Raw genomic sequence first — 20,985 nt, forward strand, 5'->3', positions numbered from 1 at the left:
TACAACGAAATGGAATTTTATTCAATTGTGATTAAAGAATGACAGGCTCCTTTCGTACAACAAACAGATAATTTACCCCCCTAAATGTTTCTTAAATAAAACTCTTCCTTGATTGGTTCCGTCATAATTGCTGTGAATTGAAACACCATTCACTTCTATATCGCCTTTCTCAATTTCAAATCCAATGTTGCTATGATAGGCCATTGATACTTTATTAACCGGTGATGTAACTGCACGAACAATATTTCTATCAAATTCTTTAACTACTTTAAAGAATTCATGATAAAGTTGTTTTCCAATACCAGCCTTCCTGTAATCAGGATGTACACCAACGAAATGAATATATGCTTCATCACAATGGGATTGGGATAGAAAGCCAATTAAAAAACCGACTATCTCACCATTTTTCTCAACAATAAAACTTGTGTTATTGAAATGAATAAAAAATAATTTCGGCAACATATCAGACATTTGTCTACCGCCCCACCATTCGTTTATTAAAGGAGATATAACGTTATAATCAGAGCTTGTCACAGTACGTATTTCCACTTTCAACCCCCACTTTGTTTTTTACTTAATTTTACCATATCTAATCCTGAACTACCCAGCACTTAACTATCAAATTAAAAAAATGAAGGGTTCTGGAGTTAACAAAACCCTTCATTCTAGTTTTTATCCGGTAACATTTCTAATAAACAATTGCTTATTTTTATAAACGATTGTACTTACAATTGCGAGCAATAGTCCTGAAACAATAAATACAACTCTAATCCCTAACAGGTCTGCTAATATTCCCATCATCAGAGAACCAACGCCAAACATTCCCGTTCCAATAGCATCTAAAGAGGTATAAACAGTTGACAATTGTTCTTTTGATACACTGGTTTGAATAACCGTTTGTTGCGGAATGTTTTTTATTTGTCCAAACAAGCCCACACAGAGTGATAAAAGTAAGGCAAAGATTGCAATACTGTTTAGGCTAAACAATATTGTGATAACGAAACTTACAAATGAACCCACAAGAATGAAAGAATCTAGTTTCCTTTCAATATAAGAGACGTATTTGATACAATAAATACTTCCTAAAATCAAGCCTAAAAAGAAAGCACCATTGATAAAACCCCACCATTTTTCATCCACATTTAAAGCATCACTAACAAACACATACAAAATAGCAGCGATCCACACCGTTCCTGCAATGGTTTCGAAAAAGTCTATCCAAGCAATCCTTTTCAAAACTGGAGTACTAGATAAAGTATTCCATCCTTCTTTAATCTGATCTAATTTCCCTTTCGGCTCAGTTGTTTGGTGACTTACGTTTTCTAAAAGACATAACAAGATACTTGAGAAAACAAATAAACATCCAACTAACCAAATAATTATATATGAACTTAAAATGATTAACAATAAACTACCTACAAACCACATGACTGCTTGAATAATTTGAGTAACTGTTTCAGCAATTCCATTAGCATATAATAACTGTTCTGGTTCGACATAATGCGGAATCAACGTCTGTCTTATCGGATTTGCACAGCCGTCAAGGAAAGCAATCAATCCTATAATGATAAAAATCAAATAGTAGTTAGTTACTGTTATACCAATCAATATAAACCCCAGAAATACAAGCAAAATAGTTTTTCCAATTTGGGACCCAGCCAATAACCACTTTAAATTTACTTTCCCAATTAGAAGTGGTGTTAATAGGCTACTGAAAAACATAGATGAAGTAATAGTAAATGCAACAAAGGATGTAACCGTTGCGGAACCTGTCAAAACGAAAATTGTACTGATAACGCTTACCACATATAATACATCGCCCATATTAGCGAGAGACTGACCAAACAATAATAAAGAAAAGTTTTTATTCAATTTCATATATATCCCCCAACATTTCAATTGAATTTGAATTTTAGCTGGAGATTAAATTGGACTATTCATCTAATTACTCCTTTCCAATATGGATAAATCTGGGGGATGTAGATTTATCACAGATTTTCATCATCCATAAAATACTCTATGAACTTTAACGCATTGAAATAACTTTAAATTCAAAATCACTTTTTTTCTAGTTTACCTGTCTAATTTTTCATCTTCTCCTGTGTAGACACCAAAAGACCAAATCTTCTAGCGATTTGGTCTAAACTGAGTAAGGTAATTTATTTTTCTTTTTTCACACGCCTCTTTTATTACCCCATACCAATGTATGAATCTGCGGAAGCACACGCACATCATTTAAAGCACTAGAGTTCATCACCTGATCAATTAACCACTCATATTTAGTTAATAAATGACTGGCTAATTCGTTTGGTGCTACTTCTTCCAAATCATCATTACCTACTTGTAAGAAAAAAGGAACCCCCGGATACCTTTGATGAACGTTTTTTGCATAATCCAAGTCATGGTCATCAAAAATAACGACTTTCAAACTTGTCTGTGTGAGACGACCATGCTTCTCTAATTGTGCTATGATATCATCAAGCATCATCCAATTTGTTTTCATCTTGGAGCTTGGAGGTTTAGGTGAGATCGTTAAATCGTCTACTTCTAAAAACCAATCCTGCCAACGACTTCCTTGTGTTTCCAGTGCTACTTCCATATCATTTGAATGCAATATGTCTATTAACTCACCTATATGTTTGAGAAGTGCTGGGTTCCCACCAGAGATCGTCACATGATCAAATTTGTCACCACCCGCTTCTTTTAACCGTTCAAAAATTTCTACACTTGTCATTTTTACAATATCTTCTTTAGCACTACCATCCCAAGTAAAGGAAGAATCGCACCATGCACAGCTATAATCGCAACCAGCAGTACGAACGAACATCGTTTTACGGCCGATTACCATGCCTTCCCCTTGAATAGTTGGACCAAATATTTCTAAGATAGGGAGCTTATTCACTGATCATCCACTCCCGTCTTGCTTCCGCATAGCTTGTTGGTGTTTCGAATAAACGGACAAACTCTACTCGGCATTGATTCAGCAAGTCATGTAAAGCTTCTTCCATCTTTTCAAAAATCCAAACGACCATGTTCTCTGCCGTTGTATTCATCTTTGGTAATGTTTCGTTTAAATAACGATGATCGAGATGGATTTCAATTTCTTCCTTCCAGATTTGTTTGATATCGCCAAAATCAATTACTATACCAATTTCATCAACCAATCCACTGATACCAAATACAACTTTATATGTGTGTCCATGCAGATTTTTACATTTTCCTTCATAACAATGCAGGTGGTGTGCTGCATCAAAGGTAAATTCCTTACTTACCATCACACGTTTTTGATGATATTTTAATTGATGCCGTTTAATATCCTGATCTATCTTTTGTAAATTCTCAACAATTTGAAAGCCGTACATTAATTATTCACTCCATTACGCTTGGCTAAATAGGTGTCTAACCCATTTTGTCTTAAGTGACATGCTGGACATTCACCACAACCTGTTCCTCGAACACCGTTATAACAGGTTAATGTTTTTTCTCTTATATAATCAAAAGCATCTAATTGATCTGCCAATTCCCATGTTTCTGCTTTATCCATCCACATCAAAGGCGTATGCACCACAAAGTCATCATCCATTGATAAATTCAAGGTAACGTTTAATGATTTAATAAAGATATCACGACAATCTGGATAACCACTAAAATCTGTTTCACAAACACCTGTGATAATATGTTTGGCATCAATCTGTTTGGCTAGAATAGTTGCGAATGACAAGAATAATAGATTTCTTCCCGGAACAAATGTGTTGGGAAGTTCGCCATCTTCCCCATCCGCTACTTCAATATCATCTCTTGTCAACGCATTTGGCGCTAATTGATTTAACAATGACATATCCAAAATATGATGTTTGAGACCTTGTTCTGCTGCAATTTCTGTTGCTACCTCAATTTCTTGCTGATGACGCTGATTATAATCAAATGTTACTAATTCAACATGATCAAATTTTTCTAACGCCCAAAAAAGACATGTGGTACTATCCTGACCACCACTAAATACGACTACTGCTCGTTTATTTTTATCCATAAAAAAATCCCCTTTCACACTGAAAAAAGAGAATTCTATACACCCAAAAACAAAAAAATCATACCTAAGGCTCGGCATGATTATCCTTAGTTTTTTATAGAGGGTGTAGCTAGAACCTCTCCTGCTTGATTAGCAGACTTGTATGTAATTTAAGCACAATGTGTAGTATAGCATATTCACCTGCATAAAAGGAAGTCAAAATCCCTTTAATATAATTTACATTTATTTCTTGTAAAGTATAATCAAGCCAATATATAATGGTAATGTAATATATTGGCCAATTATTACAAGCGGGCAACCTTGAGTAGTTTTCAACACATTCTAAAAATAATGAAAGGATGTAAAAATTGAAAAACAAATTCTTATTTTTGGTAGCGCTTACCTTGTTGTTTGTCGGTATTTGTCTTACGGAAAATGTAGAAGCTGCCAGCCTGGACGCTAGTAAAAGTTACAAGATTATTAATAGGTTTAGTGGTAAAGCATTAGAGGTTTACGAGTGGTCTACTTCGGACGGTGGCAATGTGGTGCAATATGATGACCTCGGAGGAATGAATCAACAGTGGAGAATTATTGATGTTGGAGAAGGTTATCAAAAAATCGTTAACATCCATAGTGGAAAGGCACTCGAAATATACGATTGGTCTACAAGTAATGGTGCTAACGTAGCTCAATGGACTGATTGGAATGGGACAAGTCAGCAATGGGATATCGTAGATCTTGGCAATGGCTACTATAAAATATTAAACAGATATAGTGGTAATGCATTGGAAGTATTTGAGCGATCCAATGAGAACGGCGCAAACGTTGTCCAGTGGGATGATACAGGAGGAGAAAACCAACAATGGCAAATCATAGAGGTTCCACCAACGGACACTATTACAGTGAATGAAACAATTGTCGTGTCAGAAGGAGATACTTTTGATGGACAAGGCAACAGATATGTAGCCAATCCAGATACATTAGGTGATGGAAGCCAATCGGAAAATCAACAATCAGTCTTTAGATTGGAGAACGGTGCCACTCTTAAAAATGTTGTATTGGGATATCCGGCAGCAGATGGCGTCCATACCTATGGTGATGTCTTAGTAGAAAATGTAGTTTGGGAGGACATTGGTGAAGATGCTTTAACCATAAAAGATGAAGGACATGTAACCATTCGTGGTGGTTTGGCTCAAAACGGTGATGACAAAGTCTTTCAAGTTAATGCACCTTCCACTTTTGAAATTATTAACTTCACTGCAAGAAATGCCGGTAAGATGATTCGCCAAAATGGTGGTACAACCTTTAAAACAAGTATCTTTATCGAAGGAAGTGTTATCACCGATATGAATGAAGCCATCTTCAGAACAGATAGTAGTTCAAGTGAAGTAACCATGACTAATACTAGATATTCTGACGTTGGCACAAAGTGGTACAACGTCCAAAATATCTCTGAAAGTAATAACTACGAATTTTAAGTGAACAAAATGCGTTTAACTAGTACTCTTACTAGTTAAACGCACTTTTTTACAAGATCTGTATACTTAATAATTCGGCATCTATTGCTTCTTGATAAAACTTAACTGCCTCTTGTCCATCTCCAATTCGTCACCATATAAACATAGATATTCTTAATCATATTTTCCTCTCCTATTTTGTTAACTCTATTATTTTCAACCGATTTAATCGGAAATTTCTTCTAAATTGTCATCTTCTATGTTGGATGATAAATATTGCTGCATTAATACAGCAATTGAAATCAAGACTGGTGGGTCATCTATTAGTGGCGGCCGTAATGTGACGTTTAGTTGTGGAGATTCTTGATGAGGCTGGACAATGATAGGCTGCTTCAATTTCGCTCTAAGTGTTGATTCTGTTAATAATATTTCGGAACTATTCATCCCCATATTAACAGTAGTAGCAAGTAAATAATATGTCCCTGCTTTCACATTTTTAAATACAAATTCCCCTTCTGATTCAAGTATGGTTCCATACAAGGGTAATCCTTCAGGGATAGGTTTTGAAAATAAACCTACTAGTATAATGCCATTAATCGGATAAGGCGAGGTAATCTTGCCTCTAACCGCTTGAATGGTATTTCTATTACATGCATTCAACGTTATATCATTTTTACATTGAATTTGTTGCAGATGTTGCGTGACATCAGTTGTGGAGTGACGAAAGACAGACGGCGACACGCCTACTTTTTGCGTGAAACGAGTAGTGAAGGTGCCCAGGCTCTGTTGACCAATTTCCATTCCTATATCACGTATGGGTAAATTAGTTTGAATCAATAATTCTTTCGCTCTTTGTAAGCGGAGTGCAGCTAAATAGTAGTGTGGCGGTATACCGATTTGATCTTTGAATATTCTTGAAAAGTGATAGGGACTGTAAGCTACATGGTTTGCTACTTGATGGAGTGTGATCTCTTCATGTAAATTCAACTTGATGTATGTTATAGCAGCTTCAATTTCAGGAAAGTTATGAACCATAAAAACACCTCATGACTATTTTCTACCATTTTACTAAAATTACATGAGGGAATCTAGTGTAACTATCATCGGTCACGAGAAAAGATAGAATGAACATAGGCAAAGAGCTTGATGTACTTCATTCCTTACCAATAAAAAAGAAGAAACCCCAAAGTATTTTGAGGTTTCCGATTCTTTAATATATATCTTTCCACTCATCGATATTATCCTGATCAAACTGGAATGGTTCTCCTAATAGGATTTCTATACCATCATCACTTTCTGTTATTTCAAATGGCCCTTCAAGATATTACTAGCTTGTTAAAAATGACGTTTCCATTGACATTTTTCTTTTTCTATATTATATTACCTAAGGCGAATATTTATGAACAACCACTACAAAAACATTCGTCTTCAGGAGTGATATAAATGGAAAATGTATTTGATTACGAAGATATTCAATTAATTCCCGCGAAATGCATCGTAAATAGCCGTAATGAATGTGATACATCGATTCAGTTCGGAAAGCACACATTCCGTATTCCGGTTGTTCCTGCTAATATGCAGACAATTATTGATGAAAAAATTGCTACTTTTTTAGCAGAACGTCATTATTTTTATGTGATGCACCGCTTTGAGCCAGAAACAAGAAAAGATTTTATTATATCTATGAAGGAAAAGAAATTAATCGCTTCCATTAGTGTTGGTGTAAAAGATGAGGAATATAGTTTTATCGAAGAACTTGCGAATCAAGCACTCGTACCAGACTATATAACCATTGACATTGCACACGGACATTCAAATGCAGTGATTGAAATGATTGAACATATTAAAAAACATTTACCTGACAGTTTTGTGATTGCAGGTAATGTTGGTACTCCAGAAGCTGTCCGCGAATTGGAAAATGCAGGTGCTGATGCTACCAAAGTAGGAATCGGTCCCGGAAAAGTTTGTATCACTAAAGTTAAAACAGGCTTTGGTACTGGTGGATGGCAACTAGCTGCATTAAGATGGTGTGCGAAAGCAGCAACGAAACCAATCATTGCAGATGGTGGTATTCGTACACATGGAGATATCGCCAAATCGATCCGTTTTGGCGCATCCATGGTAATGATCGGTTCTCTTTTTGCCGGTCATGAGGAATCACCAGGTACGACGGTAGAAGAAGATGGCAAGCTGTACAAAGAATACTTTGGCTCCGCATCTGAATATCAAAAAGGTGAAAAGAAAAATGTGGAAGGCAAAAAAATGTATGTAGAGTATAAAGGCGAACTCCAAGATACATTGACAGAAATGGAGCAAGACCTGCAATCATCTATTTCCTACGCAGGTGGAAAAACATTAAACGGTATCCGTACTGTGGATTATGTGGTAGTAAAAAACTCTATTTTTAATGGGGATTAATAAGCAAGCACACCTGTAACTAAGGTGTGCTTCTTTTTTACTGAAGAATTGCTGCAGAATCTAAAATCTCTTTTACTTTTGAAGATCATGAAAAAAGTAATATCCCCACCCAAATGTACGATGAAACTTCCCACTTTTGCAAACTACAACTGGTATCTAAAAAGCGAGTAATGTCAAGAATCTCTTAACCCCATTTTAACCACTGTTCAATTAATAATTAAAAACGGAAGTGTTTTCCAACACCGAATAGTTATATTTGCCTATTTTTTTAAATAAATTGAAGGATATCACCATTAAGATGACGAATTATAAATATAAATAAGTAAAAAGTAACAATTAAACAATTATTTTATAGTTATTTAGAATTATCCTGCATTAAACTTTAGATGAAATGGAGGTGTTTACTATTGAACTGATTGTCATTTCTCAAATTATCACATCTGTAATTGCTCTTATTGTTATCTTTGCATTTTATTATAGGTATTTAAAACGGAAGGAGTCTAAAAGGATTTCTCGTACTTCTACTGATTCTGAAAAATCTGAGCCTAACGCACGAGATCATTTTCGAATCACTCTATATCAACAACCCTGTTTAATTACTCTCATACACTTGGAAAATCCTCATCTCTCACAACTAAAAAACAAACAATTTTATGGCTATGTGGATAATGTCAGTACTAGTGGTTTAAAGTTTCTATGTAATTTTAATTTTCCAGTAAAAGATCGAGTCATGATCAAATTAAATATTTCAGTCAAATCGTACCATTTCACTTTAAAAGGAGAAATTATTCGAAAAGAGGAACATAGACAAAATAAACAAATAGCGTACGGCGTTCTATTTGAAAACATGACAGAGAAAGAAAAAATTCGTATCACTAAAGTATTAAATAAAGTGATGATGGAAAAGAAGAAAAAATCAATTAGGTATGGAGTACGTTGAAATTAGTCAAAAAGAGGAGTTACCACTTGAGAATGGCAACTCCCCCCATTATTTCTACTTATACAATATCATAGCCTTGCCCCTCTACTGCTTCTTGCATTGCTTCAATCGTTACATTTGCTTCTTCATAAGATATATTCACTGTACCTTCTTCTAGATTTACTTCTGCGTTGGATACACCTGCTAATTCTTGTAATGCTCCCTCTACAGATACTTTACAATGACCACATGTCATCCCTTGTACTTTTAATGTTGTTTGTGCCATTTATATCTCTCCTTTTCAGTTTTATTGCGTTTATATTTTCACTCTTTTCAATCGTAGAGCATTTGTTACAACACTTACAGAACTAAATGCCATTGCTGCACCGGCAATCCATGGTGCTAATAAACCAGCTGCTGCAATCGGAATACCAACACTATTATAAGCAAATGCCCAAAATAAGTTTTGACGAATATTACGAATCGTTGCATGACTTAATTTAATAGCTTTTGGTATCAATAATAATTCGCCACCTAAAATGGTAACATCAGCTGCTTCGATTGCCACTTCTGTACCAGTTCCAATTGCAATTCCGATATCTGAAATCGCTAATGCGGGTGCATCATTAATACCATCACCTACCATCGCCACGGTTTTACCTTGTAATTGAACTTCTTTTACTTTATCCGCTTTTTGTTCTGGCAATACTTCCGCAAACACCTGGTCAATATCAACCTGCTTTGCGATTGCTTGAGCAGTGGTTTCATTATCACCAGTTAACATGATTACTTCTAAGTCTTGTGCTTTCAATTGCTGGATTGCTTCAATAGCAGTAGGTTTTATTGTATCTGCAACAGCTATCACACCCGTAAGCTCTCCATCTACAGCAATTAACATTGCAGTTTTACCATGTTCTTCATAACTTTTTAATGTCTCTTCCTCTTCTTTCGTTTCGATACCATTATCTTGGAGTAATTTTCGATTACCAACTACAATGGCTTTTTTGTTCACTTTTGCTTTTATACCATGCCCGGGTATTGTTTCAAATGAATCAGCTTTATCTAATTGAAGTTGTTTCACTTCAGCATACGTGACTATAGCTTCTGCTAACGGATGCTCGGAACCCTTTTCAGCACTGGCAAGTAATTGCAACGAATTTTCATCTCCGGTAAAATCGGTCACTTCCGGATTTCCTTTCGTTAATGTACCCGTTTTATCAAAGATAATTGCATCCAGCTGATGAGTTTTCTCCAGGTGTTCCCCACCTTTAAAAAGGATACCTGATTCTGCTGCTTTTCCTGTACCAACCATAATCGATGTCGGTGTAGCAAGACCTAATGCACATGGACAAGCAATTACTAGCACAGCAATTGTAGCTACTAGCGATGCCTCTATATTTCCTGGAGATACAAGTGTTATCCAGATAAGAAAAGTGATGACCGCAATGCCTACCACTATCTGCACGAAATAACCTGAAATCACATCTGCCAGACGTTGGATTGGTGCTTTGGATCCTTGTGCATCCTCTACAGCTTTAATAATCGAAGCTAATGCAGTATCTTTACCTACCTTAGTTGCTTCCATTGTTATCGATCCGTTCTTATTCATTGTTGAACCGATAACCGTATCGTCGGTTGTTTTCTCAATCGGAATGGATTCCCCTGTTATCATTGATTCGTCTACTGCAGTCTGACCATCCATAACGATACCATCAACAGGTATTTTTTCACCAGGTTTAACAATTAGTTGTTCACCAACTTTTACTTGTTCAATTGGAATCATTACTTCCTTGTTGTCACGAAACACTCTTGCTTCTTTTGCTTGTAAATGAAGTAATTTCGAAATCGCCATCGTTGTTTTACTTTTGGCAGCAACTTCTAAATATTTTCCGAAAAGGATAAGTGTAATGATAACTGCACTTGTTTCAAAATAAAGATGAGGTGTACTGCTCATCAGCATTTCATATACACTATAAAAATAAGCTGCACTAGTGCCTAAAGCAACTAATACATCCATATTTGCCGTTTTGTTTCGTAAGTTTTTATAAGCACCTCGATAGAATTGCCAACCAATAATAAATTGAACAGGTGTAGCTAATACAAATTGGAACCAAGGATTCATGAATATACTAGGTATACGTATGTTAAATAAGTGAATAAGCATTGTTGCAAAAAGCGGTAAGGTCAATATGACAGAAATAATTAGCTTTTGCTTCATTTTTTGACGTTGTTTTTCTTTTTGTGAATCTTGTTCCTGATTATCTGCCTTTCGTTGTGCATCGTACCCTAGTTTCTGAATCCGACTGATCATATCTGCTTCTTCAATAAAAGAAGGATTGTATTCAACAGAGGCACTTTCTGTCGCCAGATTAACCGTCGCTTCTTGAATGCCTGCTTGTTTGTTTAATACTTTTTCAATACGATTAGAGCAAGCGGCACATGTCATGCCATATACATCAAAATCGATTCGTTCTGCCTGAACCCAATACCCGAGCTTTTCAATTTTTGCTTGGATGTCTTCCATTTTCACATTTTCTGGATCATAAGTTACACTAGCTTTTTCTGTTGTTAAGTTAACTTGTGCATCTAAACCTTCCGTTTTGTTCAGCACTTTTTCAATGCGATTCGAACAGGCAGCACATGTCATTCCCGTTATGCCTAAAGTTATTTTTTTTTCGTCACTCATAAACTGACCTCCTTTATTTGGAGAATTGTTTCATTACTTCCATCAACTCTTCAATCGTTTCATCACCATCCCCAGAAAGAATAGCGTCACTGACACAATGTTTGATATGTCTTTCCGTGATGGAATAGCCTACTTTTTTTAGTGCAGCATTAATCGCACTTATTTGTACAAGGACGTCTACACAATAACGATCTTCTTCAATCATTTTTTGTATACCACGAACCTGACCCTCTATTCGTTTTAAACGATTAACGGTAGTTTGAATTTCATCTTTCGATCTCGGTTTACTTGGGTGTTGGTGCAAGGATTCATTCACATTCATCACATCCCTTCCTTATCTCTAACTATACTATACCCCCCTTAGGTATAATAAGTCAACTTATATGTTTTAAAAAATGAATATACATTATTTTGTACATCCTAAACAGGGTCTATTATTGATTTATCATTATTACTCGGATTATTTACTTTTTTGGAAACAGGGTAGGCTTTCATTATAGAAGAATCGAGCGGTACCAGGAGACTCTTTAAGAAAGTTTTATCAGTGATGGTGGGATCAATCCAATTATTTTGGTTCTTTTCTTGTAAAATAACAGGCATCCTGTCATGTATCGATTGCATTAGGTGATTTGGTTTTGTTGTTAAAATCGTACAAGTGACCAGTTCTTGGTCTCTCTTTATCCATCGATCCCATAATCCCGCAAAAGTAAACAAACGACCATCGTTAACGGTAATTCGATATGGTTGCTTATCCTTCTCTTTTCTTTTCCATTCATAAAAACTATCTGCCACAATTAAACAGCGTCTACGTGATAATAATCGTTTGAAAGAAGGCTTTTCATCAACTGTTTCACTTCTTGCATTAATCATCTTGCTTCCAATTTTTAAGTCTTTGGCCCAGCTTGGCACTAGTCCCCATTGTAAATATCCAGATTTTCTTCCTTCTTTTGTACCTACAATAGATAGCACTTGTTGCGTTGGAGCTATATTATAACTCGGTTCAAATTCTGTTAATGCAATACCTAATTCACTTTCCAACACTTCTATCGATGTATCTAAGGTAAATCTACCACACAATTTGATCACCTCATATTAGAAAATAGGGCATTTCTCCTGTTCATATTCGTTATTTCGGCATTTCCCAGGAAATATGCTTATAATTAGTATACTATTTTTTCCATTCTTTATAAGCTCCTTGAGCATTAATAGGTATTAGTACTCAAAAAGTATAATCAATGTTTAATCACACTCATAACGGTAAGAGGTTAACTAGAAATGATTATACTAAAAAAGGAGCGTGTAACACTTTATGGATATCAATAAAGAGATTAAAAAATTAGAAAGTGTTAATTTAGAAAAACCTCAACGCGTATTTAGTATGTACTTAAACACTGATCAATCTGATCCTGAACAACAAGGTAGCAAATGGAAACTGCATGTAAAAAACGGATTGAATAGTTTTGAAAATTATCTGCAAAAAGATGGTGATAGTGAAGAAAAACGAAATTATTGGGCAGTGAAAGAAATGGTTGAGAAATATATGCATGATAATGAACACAACTTGGCAAAAAGTGTTGTGATTTTCGCAACAGGTGATAAATCAATTTGGTTTGCTGAAAAATTTCAAATGCCTGTTGAAACAGAATTCTGTTGGGAAGAAACACCAAAATTAGACCAGATTAAAGAAATGATCCATCAGTTTCCGGAAACAGGTATCATCCTTACTCAGAAAGAATCAATAAAAATATTGGACACTGAACTAGGGACCTTAAAAGATTCTAGATTTTATGAATTAGACCTTGATACGGAAGATTGGAGGGAACATACAGGACCACATCGAGCTCAGCCATCGATGGGCTCTGGTGGAAAGAATACAAAACAAGAACAATTCGAAGCACGTTTTGAAGCAAACCGCTATCGTTGGTATAAAAGTATCGCTACGACAATTGACAAATTAGCTAAAAATAAAGAATGGAAAAAAATTATTATAGTTGGTCATAAGGAAGAAGCGGAAGATTTATCTGGTAATATGAATAAAGAAATAACTAAAGTGATTCCTAAGAACATGTTAGAACAAGAGAAAATGAAGGTAATCAATGAGGCTGTCTTCAGCTAAAAAATCGAGCTCGTAAGCTCGTTTTTTTATATCTTGTAAAACTTAAGTTGAAGCAGATTTTTTCTTTTTTCTAATGGAATAAATCAATAAACTTATCATTAGAATAAATTGAGCAACGATTACCAGTGCATCCCAGAAGAATGGATTCCCAACCGGGTTCATTAAGTGTGGTAATGTATTAACCATTAAATAAATCATTTGCGGAATGAAATAAATTATAAATAAACTCATTGTTAATAAAACCCCGATGAAGGTAAATACACCATACAATTTAACTATTTTTTCTTCCCCTTCAAAAGTAGTGGTAGTTTTATCTACTTTGACAAATGGTACCCACTTTGCCAAGTAATTTTTTCCGTTTTCCATTAAATTATAGCAACCTGTTACATTTTCTACTAGGTAATATAAATCTGTCTTCATATAAAAACAGCACTGATAAATGGTTTTGATTAATATATCAAGAACCACTAAGGATAATATTCCGTTAATAATGAACTGATCAATAGGTACTATCAGTTTAATTAATAAAACTATAGTTAAGATCACTTGATCTATGAACATACCACCTAAAAATAATAGATTCCTTTGTTTAGAGGGAAGTTTCCAAGCTGCCGTTAGGTCTGTTTCTACAACTATTAAAAACAAACGATTACCTATTTGAACATTTGCCGGTAAGTCATAGGATCTTATAGCTAAGATATGACCAAATTCATGCAAAGTGATTAAAATTAATGATAACAGCATATAAGTCAAGATGTTTAATACCATAGAATCGAATAAAAATATGTCTGTATAAGTAGGTAGCAATTCGGTGTAGATAGCAAAGATACTAAGATTGAATACAATAAGTATAATAAATACGTGGACAGTAAGTCGATTAAAAAATAATGCGGCAAAAGTAGATGAAATGCTTGTAAAACCTGTTGCTGACTGATCTTTTGTACGAGTGATTATTTCCTTACCGTTGACCTCTTTCACAAGACCTAAATCGATTAACTGCTGTAGAAAATCTAATAAATCAACCTCTTCTTCTTTGTAATTTTCAATCAATTGTTCTTCAATAGTTGCCAACGATTCATGATTATTAATTTTCTCTATTGCCTCTATGCAAATTTCGGGCATTTCAAAAAATTCACCAGAATTAGGGTTTTCTACTATAAAATGATTCCTATCTTTTCTAATTTTTAGAGGTTGTAAGCTTATTTGAGATTCTAAGCTTATTTTCATTATTGTCCCCCCCTGTACTTAGTCCTAAAAGAAAAGGATGCTATTAAACTAGCATCCAACAGACGAAAATTACATAAAAATGCACCACCAACAATGATCAGTAGCACGTAATTTGTTTAATTTTTTTACCTTCATTATTTAAACCTCCCTTCATTAGTAGTATTTATTTAATAATTCATGGTAATTATTATGATATTCTACCCAATTAGGATAAACCTCTTGGAAAATGGTAATTAGCTCAGGATCAAATTGGGTTCCACTTCCATTCAGCAAATTTTGATAAGCCATTTCTATAGGTAGTGCAGCACGATACGACCTTGAAGAAGTCATTGCATCAAAAGCATCTGCAATCGATACTACTCTTGCCAAATAATCAATTTGATTTCCTGTTAGACCATCAGGGTAACCCTTACCATCCCATCTTTCGTGGTGATGCTTTATCACATTAATGTTTTCGGCCATTCCTTCAACTTCTTTGATCGCTTGTGCACCTACCGTAGGATGTGTTTTAATTATCTCAAATTCTTGATCTGTTAATTTATCAGGTTTGGTTAAAATCGAATCTGGTATATTAACTTTTCCAATATCATGTAATAAACAAGAATAATAGAAAGTTTTTAACTCTTCATCAGCAAATTCTCCTGTGGCCTTAGCTAATGTTAGGGCATACTCTGCAACTCTTTCACTATGACCTCGTGTATAAGGATCCTTTAATTCTAATGTTGTAATAACACCTTTCACAATTCCTTCCATTTGCTTATCGTAAGAACGTTGAATAGCATTGACATAGCCAATAAAACGATACAAAAGAATCCAAGCAACAATTGAAAATATTATAACTAGAAACAAGGGTATTGCAACAACTGAGTCTGTCAAAATTATCCCCAATATTAAATATTTAAAAGCAGTTCCTAACAAGACTAAGTAAAAAAAACGTTTATTCACAAATATCGGTGAAAACATGATTATTACTAGTTCAATTATATTTCCAGTTGCATATGTTTGATTAGTTCCATAGTAAGTGAAAGTATCTAAAATAAGATCTGAAAATGTTAATACTATAAAAAATATATATTTTACAGGAGATGGGTTCCTTTTTTTTAGATAATAGTAGCTAATAGGAAGAAGTCCAAATATGACAAAATACTTGATGTAAGAAAGGCCATCCTTATCTAAACCAGGTTCTGCTTCCCATGGTATTGCTGGAATTAACACATAATAAATTATTTCGTAAGCAAAGTAAATAACGTAAACCAACCACAAAAACCATACAGTTGTTCTTTTTTCTTCATTTAGTAGATTCGAGTACCTATATGTATTTTTCATTGCTAAACCCTTTCTAATCATATTATACTATACCAAAAACAATATTTCTACAATTTTCCTGTGTTATTTTAAATAAATTTACATATTCTATTTAAAGTATAAGCTGTATGTCGAGACCTGTAAATAAATCCATAAAGTAACTAAGTATTTCTTCATATTACTATAGTAATACCAAAAAAAGAGATGACCATCATTGCATGTTAAAAAATATGACAAACGAATCATATTCCTTTGGATATTACTATAAAATGATTAATAGAATGGAAGGAGGAAGCAAAATGAAGGAAGAATTTATGAAATATGCTTTAAAAATTGCTTACGAGAATATAGAAAAGACAAATGGTGGCCCATTTGGTGCTGTGGTTGTTAAAGACGATAAGGTTGTAGGTAAAGGGACAAATGTCGTTACAACGACTAATGACCCATCGGCACATGCTGAAATCAGTGCGATAAGAGATGCTTGCAAGAACCTTAACGATTATCAATTAACAAATTGTGAGATTTATACAAGTTGTGAACCATGTCCGATGTGTCTGGGTGCAATTTATTGGGCTCGTCCTAAAGCGGTTTATTATTTCAATACAAGAGAAGAAGCAGCCAAAATCGGATTCGATGATCAATACATATATGATCAAATTGCGTTGAATGTCGAAGCAAGAAAGTTAATAATGAAGAAACTGGATTTTAATAGTGATAAATTACCTTTCCAATTATGGCAAGCGACAACAGATAAAGTGGAATACTAGAAAAAAAGGATGAGTTGAATCTTACAACTCATCCTTTTTGTTTGGTACATGTAAAGAAAATAATGGCACCGATGAAAGAGTTAGTAAATAGTACTACTCCCATTGGTATGGCTGTTGTTTCATCTAAACCTACAATTGGAGAAACAATTGCACCCATTATTAAAGGCAACATACCAAGTAATGCACTTGCTGTTCCTGCACGTTCTTTTTGTTTTTCCATTGCAAGTGAAAAACTGCTAGTTAATATAATCCCGACTGCATTTAAGTGAATAAATAACGGAATAACTAACATATAGAGCGGCCAGTGGAAAATTGTCGCTAATAATAATACGGTGTTAGCTGTTAGAGACATAATAACACCAGTTCTGAGCAGACTTCTTTCCGGAAAATAGCTACTCAATCGACCGACAAGAAAACTACCAAAAATAATCGCCAAGCCATTAATTCCAAAAAGAATGCTGAATACTTGAGGCGAGACTTGATATAACTCTTGATACACGAATGGTGTCGCCGCTACATAAGCAAATGTTCCACCTTGTACAAAACAAACAACAACTGCATACCCTATAAATGACCGGTCTTTCAACAAATAAGCCATCGTTTTTAATGAATTCTTAATAGAACTTGGTGTGCGATTTTGTTCTGGTAAAGTTTCCGGCAATTTAAACGCACTAATCGTCACCATAACAATACCTAATAGAAATAAAAAGATAAAGATAGTATGCCATGTTGCAAAAGGTAGTAATAATACGGCCCCACCCGATATTGGAGCAATCATTGGTGCTGTAGCATTAATAACCATTAACAAAGCAAAAAATTTGGTTAATGCTTTTCCATCAAATACATCTCGTACTACCGCTCGAGATAGCACAACACCAGCTGCAGCTGTAAACCCTTGTAAAAATCTGGCCAAAACTAAAATTATGATATTAGGTGCTAATGCACAAACCAATGAAAAGAACGCAAATAGCGAAATGAAAATTAAAATCGGTTTTCTTCTTCCAATGGCATCACTGATTGATCCAATTACTAATTGCCCGAAGGCTAACCCCAATAAACAAGCAGTTAAACTTAATTGAACAAGCGAAGCACGTGCATCTAAGTCATCTGCTATTTGAGGGAAACTTGGCAAATACATATCAATATTGAACGGCCCTAACATCGCTAGCATTGCAAGCAAAAATGCTAAGCCGGTTCGTTGTTTTCCTGTTGGATTATGTAATTTCTGTTCGATGATAAACCCTCCCTATCATTTATTATATAAGAATTTATGAAGGAGTTATAGTAATTGACATTCACCTAACATAGATCTTTTGTAATATTTGTCATTAACACTTATTCATGGAAACGTTTCACCCATTGATACTCGTGTAACAGGTAACTAATATTAAAAAGAAGGATGGTACGCAAAAAAATGTATCAAGATATTTATCGTGAAGCATTAACCAGCTGCTGGCTTTACACACAAAAAAACCATGGAAAAATTCCCCTTCCTCCATGGTCTTTCACCAATGTGATTTTTACATAAAATCAAAAAAATAACGGATTACGTGAAAAAAGACCGGTGCCGTGTAGGTCAAACTGTCAATCCGATTAAGATACCGATTCTTTAAGCGCTCCAATGTTTCTTTGTTTCCTATTAAAAGATCCCGCTTTAACACTGATATCGTCAAACTTCCAAAGTATCCCGCCACACTAATTAAAATACCTGACGCAATACCAAATGTCATATCTAATGGTGTCAATAAAGGATAAATGAAATAGGATATGACAGTTGTCGTAACAACAGCTCCGATAAACCCTTCCCATGTAATATACGGATTTGCAGTTGGCGCAACTTTTCGTTTCCCAAAATAAAGTGAGATTAAATATTGGCTGACATCATTAACCTGCGTCAAAATAATTAAATACAAGACGAGGTTCGCTCCGAATTCCGTATTCGCTACCGGAAAGTAAGCTAAATGACTTATACCAAATACCATCAACATTAACCCCCACTGGGTAAAGCTAACCGATCGCAGAAAGCCTACTGTACCTTGTCCAATAATTCGTGGAAGTGGTAAAAACAAAAAAACATAGACAGGAATAAACACAATGAACATGCCATACCAGCCAATATAAATCCAGTAAAATTGTAACGGAATCATTAAATAAGACCATAAGAAGATCCGTCTATCTGACTTTCTTGTTTTCATCATGGAGAAATACTCCCTTAACGCAAAAAAACATAATACCATGATGGCAATTAAAGAAACGGTCGTATTGAATAAAGTCGCAAAACAGAAGATGGTGAACATCCCCCACCAAGTCTTCACACGCAGTTGAATCGTCGTAAAATCCTTTTTTGGTTGTAGTCTTGTTATAATCTTAAAAACTATGGATACGATTAGCAAAATAAAAAAGATAATAGATAAAGTCCAAATCGTTTCTCTCATGATTCTCACCCAATCTTTTTAAAAACTGCATTCATTTTACAGTAAATGCGTTATAATGAAAAGAGAAGAATTATTTGTGGTTGGTGATGAATATGATGGAAGAAAAATATGTTTATATAATGTTATCCGATACTGGTACTTTATTTACTAATGTTATCAAAACATATACAAAGGCACCATATAACCATGCTTCTCTTGCCTTTGACCCGGAACTAAAAGAGATGTACAGCTTTGGCAGAAAAAATCCAAAAAACCCTTTAAACGGTGGATTTGTGAAAGAAGATATCTTAACCGGTACGTATAGCAAATACCGTAATACAACTTGTGTCATCTTCCGACTACAAGTAACCGAACGTGAAATAGAAAAAATGAAACGTATATTGGAAGTATTTATTAATAATAATGATAAGTTTCTCTACAATATTCTGGGCGTGATTGGGGTTTCATTAAAAGAACCAGTTGAATTCAGTAATTCTTATTTTTGTTCACAATTTGTGGCAGATATTCTTTATAGATCTGGTATTAAATTATGGGATAAACTACCCGCGATGGTAACACCAGATGATTTCAGAAAGAATGACAGGATGGAATTAATATACGAAGGAAAATTATTTGATTTTGCCCTAATTAATCAAAATTAAGACTAAGTACCCGATCTTTGAATGATTAAGTAGGATTGAGTCATAATATAGTAGTGTTCTACTAGAAATATAAGAAGGGATGAACAGGTATGGTACAATATCAAAAAGTTACAGTTGCTGGTGGCGGTGTTTTAGGAAGTCAAATCGCTTATCAAACTGCCTTCAAAGGATTTAATGTGATTGTTTATGATATTAATAATGATGCGGTGAACCAAGCAAAAGATCGTATTACTAAACTAAAAGACCGCTATCAGAAAGACCTAAATGCTACACAAGCACAAGTAGATGCTGCCTTTAATCGTATGGATTTTCAATCAGATTTGAAGCAGGCAGTGTCAGAAGCTGACCTTGTCATTGAAGCAATCCCGGAAGTAATAGATATTAAGAATGAATTTTATCAAGAACTGGGACAAGTTGCGCCTGATAACACCATTTTTGTTACAAACACTTCGACACTATTACCAAGTCAATTTGCTGATGTTACTGGTAGACCCGAAAAATTCCTGGCACTTCATTTTGCTAATGAAATATGGCTGAATAATACAGCTGAAATTATGAAACATGAACATACTGATGAACAAGTATTCGAAGATATTGTTGAATTTGCTAAACAAATTGGAATGATAGCTCTACCGCTACATAAAGAGCAACCTGGATATATTCTTAATTCATTATTAGTACCACTATTAGATGCCGCTCAAGATCTATTTATTAAAGGTGTAGCAGATCCCCAAACAATTGATAAGACTTGGATGGCTGCGACCGGAGCACCGAAAGGACCTTTTGCCATCCTTGATGTGGTAGGAATTAATACTGCCTATCACATTGTGAAACAAAAAGCTGCAAAAACCGGTGATCAAAATGCTGCAAAATTAGCAGAGCTATTAAAAACAGAATATATTGATATGAACAAATTAGGAACAGCTACCGGTGAAGGTTTCTATAAATATCCTAATCCAAGCTATGAAGACCCTAATTTTGTTAAAGCATAAAGAAGAGAAAGTG

General features: G+C 34.7%; 21 protein-coding genes, 1 pseudogene and 1 riboswitch. Of the genes and pseudogenes, 8 read left to right on the forward strand and 14 right to left on the reverse strand.

The window, feature by feature from the left end:
- Positions 1-72: 72 nt before the first annotated feature.
- From BM121_RS00530 to queC, 5 genes are all read right to left on the reverse strand, one after another.
- Positions 73-549 (reverse strand): GNAT family N-acetyltransferase, encoded by a 477-nt coding sequence (locus tag BM121_RS00530; protein WP_091479549.1) that lies wholly within the window; start codon positions 547-549, stop codon positions 73-75.
- A 123-nt stretch (positions 550-672) separates the two neighbouring features.
- Positions 673-1,878 (reverse strand): MFS transporter, encoded by a 1,206-nt coding sequence (locus BM121_RS00535; protein WP_091479553.1) that lies wholly within the window; start codon positions 1,876-1,878, stop codon positions 673-675.
- Between the two features lie 295 nt (positions 1,879-2,173).
- Positions 2,174-2,902 carry a 7-carboxy-7-deazaguanine synthase QueE gene (gene queE, locus BM121_RS00540; RefSeq protein ID WP_091479557.1) on the reverse strand — a complete coding sequence of 243 codons (729 nt, stop codon included), beginning with the start codon at positions 2,900-2,902 and terminating at the stop codon, positions 2,174-2,176.
- Positions 2,895-3,362: a 6-carboxytetrahydropterin synthase QueD gene (queD, locus tag BM121_RS00545; RefSeq protein WP_091479560.1), complete on the reverse strand. Its 468-nt coding sequence runs from the start codon at positions 3,360-3,362 to the stop codon at positions 2,895-2,897. The genes queE and queD overlap by 8 nt, the downstream gene beginning before the upstream one ends.
- A complete protein-coding gene (gene queC, locus BM121_RS00550; protein ID WP_091479564.1) occupies positions 3,362-4,030 on the reverse strand; it encodes a 7-cyano-7-deazaguanine synthase QueC in 669 nt (222 codons plus the stop codon). Before queC ends, queD begins: the two co-directional genes overlap by 1 nt.
- Positions 4,031-4,110: 80 nt before the next feature.
- A riboswitch (PreQ1 riboswitch) is annotated at positions 4,111-4,155 on the reverse strand.
- Positions 4,156-4,416: 261 nt separating this feature from the next.
- On the opposite strand from queC, the pseudogene BM121_RS22330 reads away from it, so the two are divergent.
- Positions 4,417-4,881: pseudogene (locus tag BM121_RS22330) on the forward strand (RICIN domain-containing protein); the annotation flags it as partial.
- 24 nt (positions 4,882-4,905) lie between these two features.
- Positions 4,906-5,487, forward strand: a complete 582-nt coding sequence (locus BM121_RS22335) for a pectate lyase (protein ID WP_425432201.1) — start codon at positions 4,906-4,908, stop codon at positions 5,485-5,487.
- Positions 5,488-5,691: 204 nt separating this feature from the next.
- On the opposite strand, the gene BM121_RS00560 is transcribed toward BM121_RS22335, so the two are convergent.
- The gene (locus BM121_RS00560) at positions 5,692-6,501 is read right to left on the reverse strand and encodes a helix-turn-helix transcriptional regulator (protein ID WP_091479571.1); all 810 of its coding nucleotides are present in this window, start codon (positions 6,499-6,501) and stop codon (positions 5,692-5,694) included.
- 408 nt (positions 6,502-6,909) lie between these two features.
- Between BM121_RS00560 and guaC the strand changes: the two genes are divergently transcribed.
- Together guaC and BM121_RS00570 are read left to right on the forward strand one after the other, a co-directional pair.
- Complete coding sequence (gene guaC, locus BM121_RS00565) at positions 6,910-7,884, forward strand: GMP reductase (protein ID WP_091479575.1); 975 nt, start codon at positions 6,910-6,912, stop codon at positions 7,882-7,884.
- A 397-nt stretch (positions 7,885-8,281) separates the two neighbouring features.
- On the forward strand, positions 8,282-8,824 hold the full coding sequence (locus BM121_RS00570) for a PilZ domain-containing protein (protein ID WP_175495257.1): 543 nt from the start codon (positions 8,282-8,284) through the stop codon (positions 8,822-8,824).
- Between the two features lie 58 nt (positions 8,825-8,882).
- Here the strand turns inward: BM121_RS00570 and copZ are convergent, their stop codons facing one another.
- The 4 genes from copZ to BM121_RS00590 all read right to left on the reverse strand — a co-directional run bounded on the left by copZ (position 8,883) and on the right by BM121_RS00590 (position 12,575).
- Entirely contained in the window at positions 8,883-9,089 is a 207-nt protein-coding gene (gene copZ, locus BM121_RS00575) for a copper chaperone CopZ (RefSeq protein ID WP_091479581.1), read from the reverse strand.
- A gap of 30 nt (positions 9,090-9,119) precedes the next feature.
- Positions 9,120-11,489 (reverse strand): heavy metal translocating P-type ATPase, encoded by a 2,370-nt coding sequence (locus tag BM121_RS00580; RefSeq protein ID WP_091479585.1) that lies wholly within the window; start codon positions 11,487-11,489, stop codon positions 9,120-9,122.
- A 13-nt stretch (positions 11,490-11,502) separates the two neighbouring features.
- Entirely contained in the window at positions 11,503-11,811 is a 309-nt protein-coding gene (locus BM121_RS00585) for a metal-sensing transcriptional repressor (RefSeq protein WP_175495258.1), read from the reverse strand.
- A 98-nt stretch (positions 11,812-11,909) separates the two neighbouring features.
- A complete protein-coding gene (locus BM121_RS00590) occupies positions 11,910-12,575 on the reverse strand; it encodes an SOS response-associated peptidase (RefSeq protein ID WP_342714351.1) in 666 nt (221 codons plus the stop codon).
- 223 nt (positions 12,576-12,798) lie between these two features.
- Between BM121_RS00590 and BM121_RS00595 the strand changes: the two genes are divergently transcribed.
- Positions 12,799-13,605, forward strand: coding sequence for a VLRF1 family aeRF1-type release factor (locus tag BM121_RS00595; protein ID WP_091479592.1), 807 nt, complete (start codon positions 12,799-12,801; stop codon positions 13,603-13,605).
- A 42-nt stretch (positions 13,606-13,647) separates the two neighbouring features.
- On the opposite strand, the gene BM121_RS00600 is transcribed toward BM121_RS00595, so the two are convergent.
- Positions 13,648-14,832 (reverse strand): PqqD family protein, encoded by a 1,185-nt coding sequence (locus BM121_RS00600; RefSeq protein WP_091479595.1) that lies wholly within the window; start codon positions 14,830-14,832, stop codon positions 13,648-13,650.
- A gap of 153 nt (positions 14,833-14,985) precedes the next feature.
- Positions 14,986-16,158: an HD-GYP domain-containing protein gene (locus tag BM121_RS00605; protein ID WP_091479598.1), complete on the reverse strand. Its 1,173-nt coding sequence runs from the start codon at positions 16,156-16,158 to the stop codon at positions 14,986-14,988.
- Positions 16,159-16,436: 278 nt separating this feature from the next.
- Here BM121_RS00605 and BM121_RS00610 point away from each other — a divergent pair, with 278 nt between their 5' ends.
- Positions 16,437-16,904, forward strand: a complete 468-nt coding sequence (locus tag BM121_RS00610) for a nucleoside deaminase (RefSeq protein ID WP_091479600.1) — start codon at positions 16,437-16,439, stop codon at positions 16,902-16,904.
- Between the two features lie 28 nt (positions 16,905-16,932).
- Here the strand turns inward: BM121_RS00610 and BM121_RS00615 are convergent, their stop codons facing one another.
- Together BM121_RS00615 and BM121_RS00620 are read right to left on the reverse strand one after the other, a co-directional pair.
- A complete protein-coding gene (locus BM121_RS00615) occupies positions 16,933-18,138 on the reverse strand; it encodes a multidrug effflux MFS transporter (RefSeq protein WP_281244810.1) in 1,206 nt (401 codons plus the stop codon).
- Positions 18,139-18,424: 286 nt separating this feature from the next.
- Complete coding sequence (locus tag BM121_RS00620; protein ID WP_091479606.1) at positions 18,425-19,339, reverse strand: phosphatidate cytidylyltransferase; 915 nt, start codon at positions 19,337-19,339, stop codon at positions 18,425-18,427.
- A gap of 92 nt (positions 19,340-19,431) precedes the next feature.
- On the opposite strand from BM121_RS00620, the gene BM121_RS00625 reads away from it, so the two are divergent.
- Both BM121_RS00625 and BM121_RS00630 read left to right on the forward strand, forming a co-directional pair.
- Positions 19,432-19,980 (forward strand): hypothetical protein, encoded by a 549-nt coding sequence (locus BM121_RS00625; protein ID WP_091481204.1) that lies wholly within the window; start codon positions 19,432-19,434, stop codon positions 19,978-19,980.
- A gap of 89 nt (positions 19,981-20,069) precedes the next feature.
- Positions 20,070-20,972 (forward strand): 3-hydroxyacyl-CoA dehydrogenase, encoded by a 903-nt coding sequence (locus BM121_RS00630; RefSeq protein ID WP_091479608.1) that lies wholly within the window; start codon positions 20,070-20,072, stop codon positions 20,970-20,972.
- The last annotated feature ends 13 nt before the right edge of the window (positions 20,973-20,985 follow it).

The organism is Gracilibacillus orientalis (assembly GCF_900114645.1).
GTDB classification, from domain to species: domain Bacteria; phylum Bacillota; class Bacilli; order Bacillales; family Amphibacillaceae; genus Gracilibacillus; species Gracilibacillus orientalis.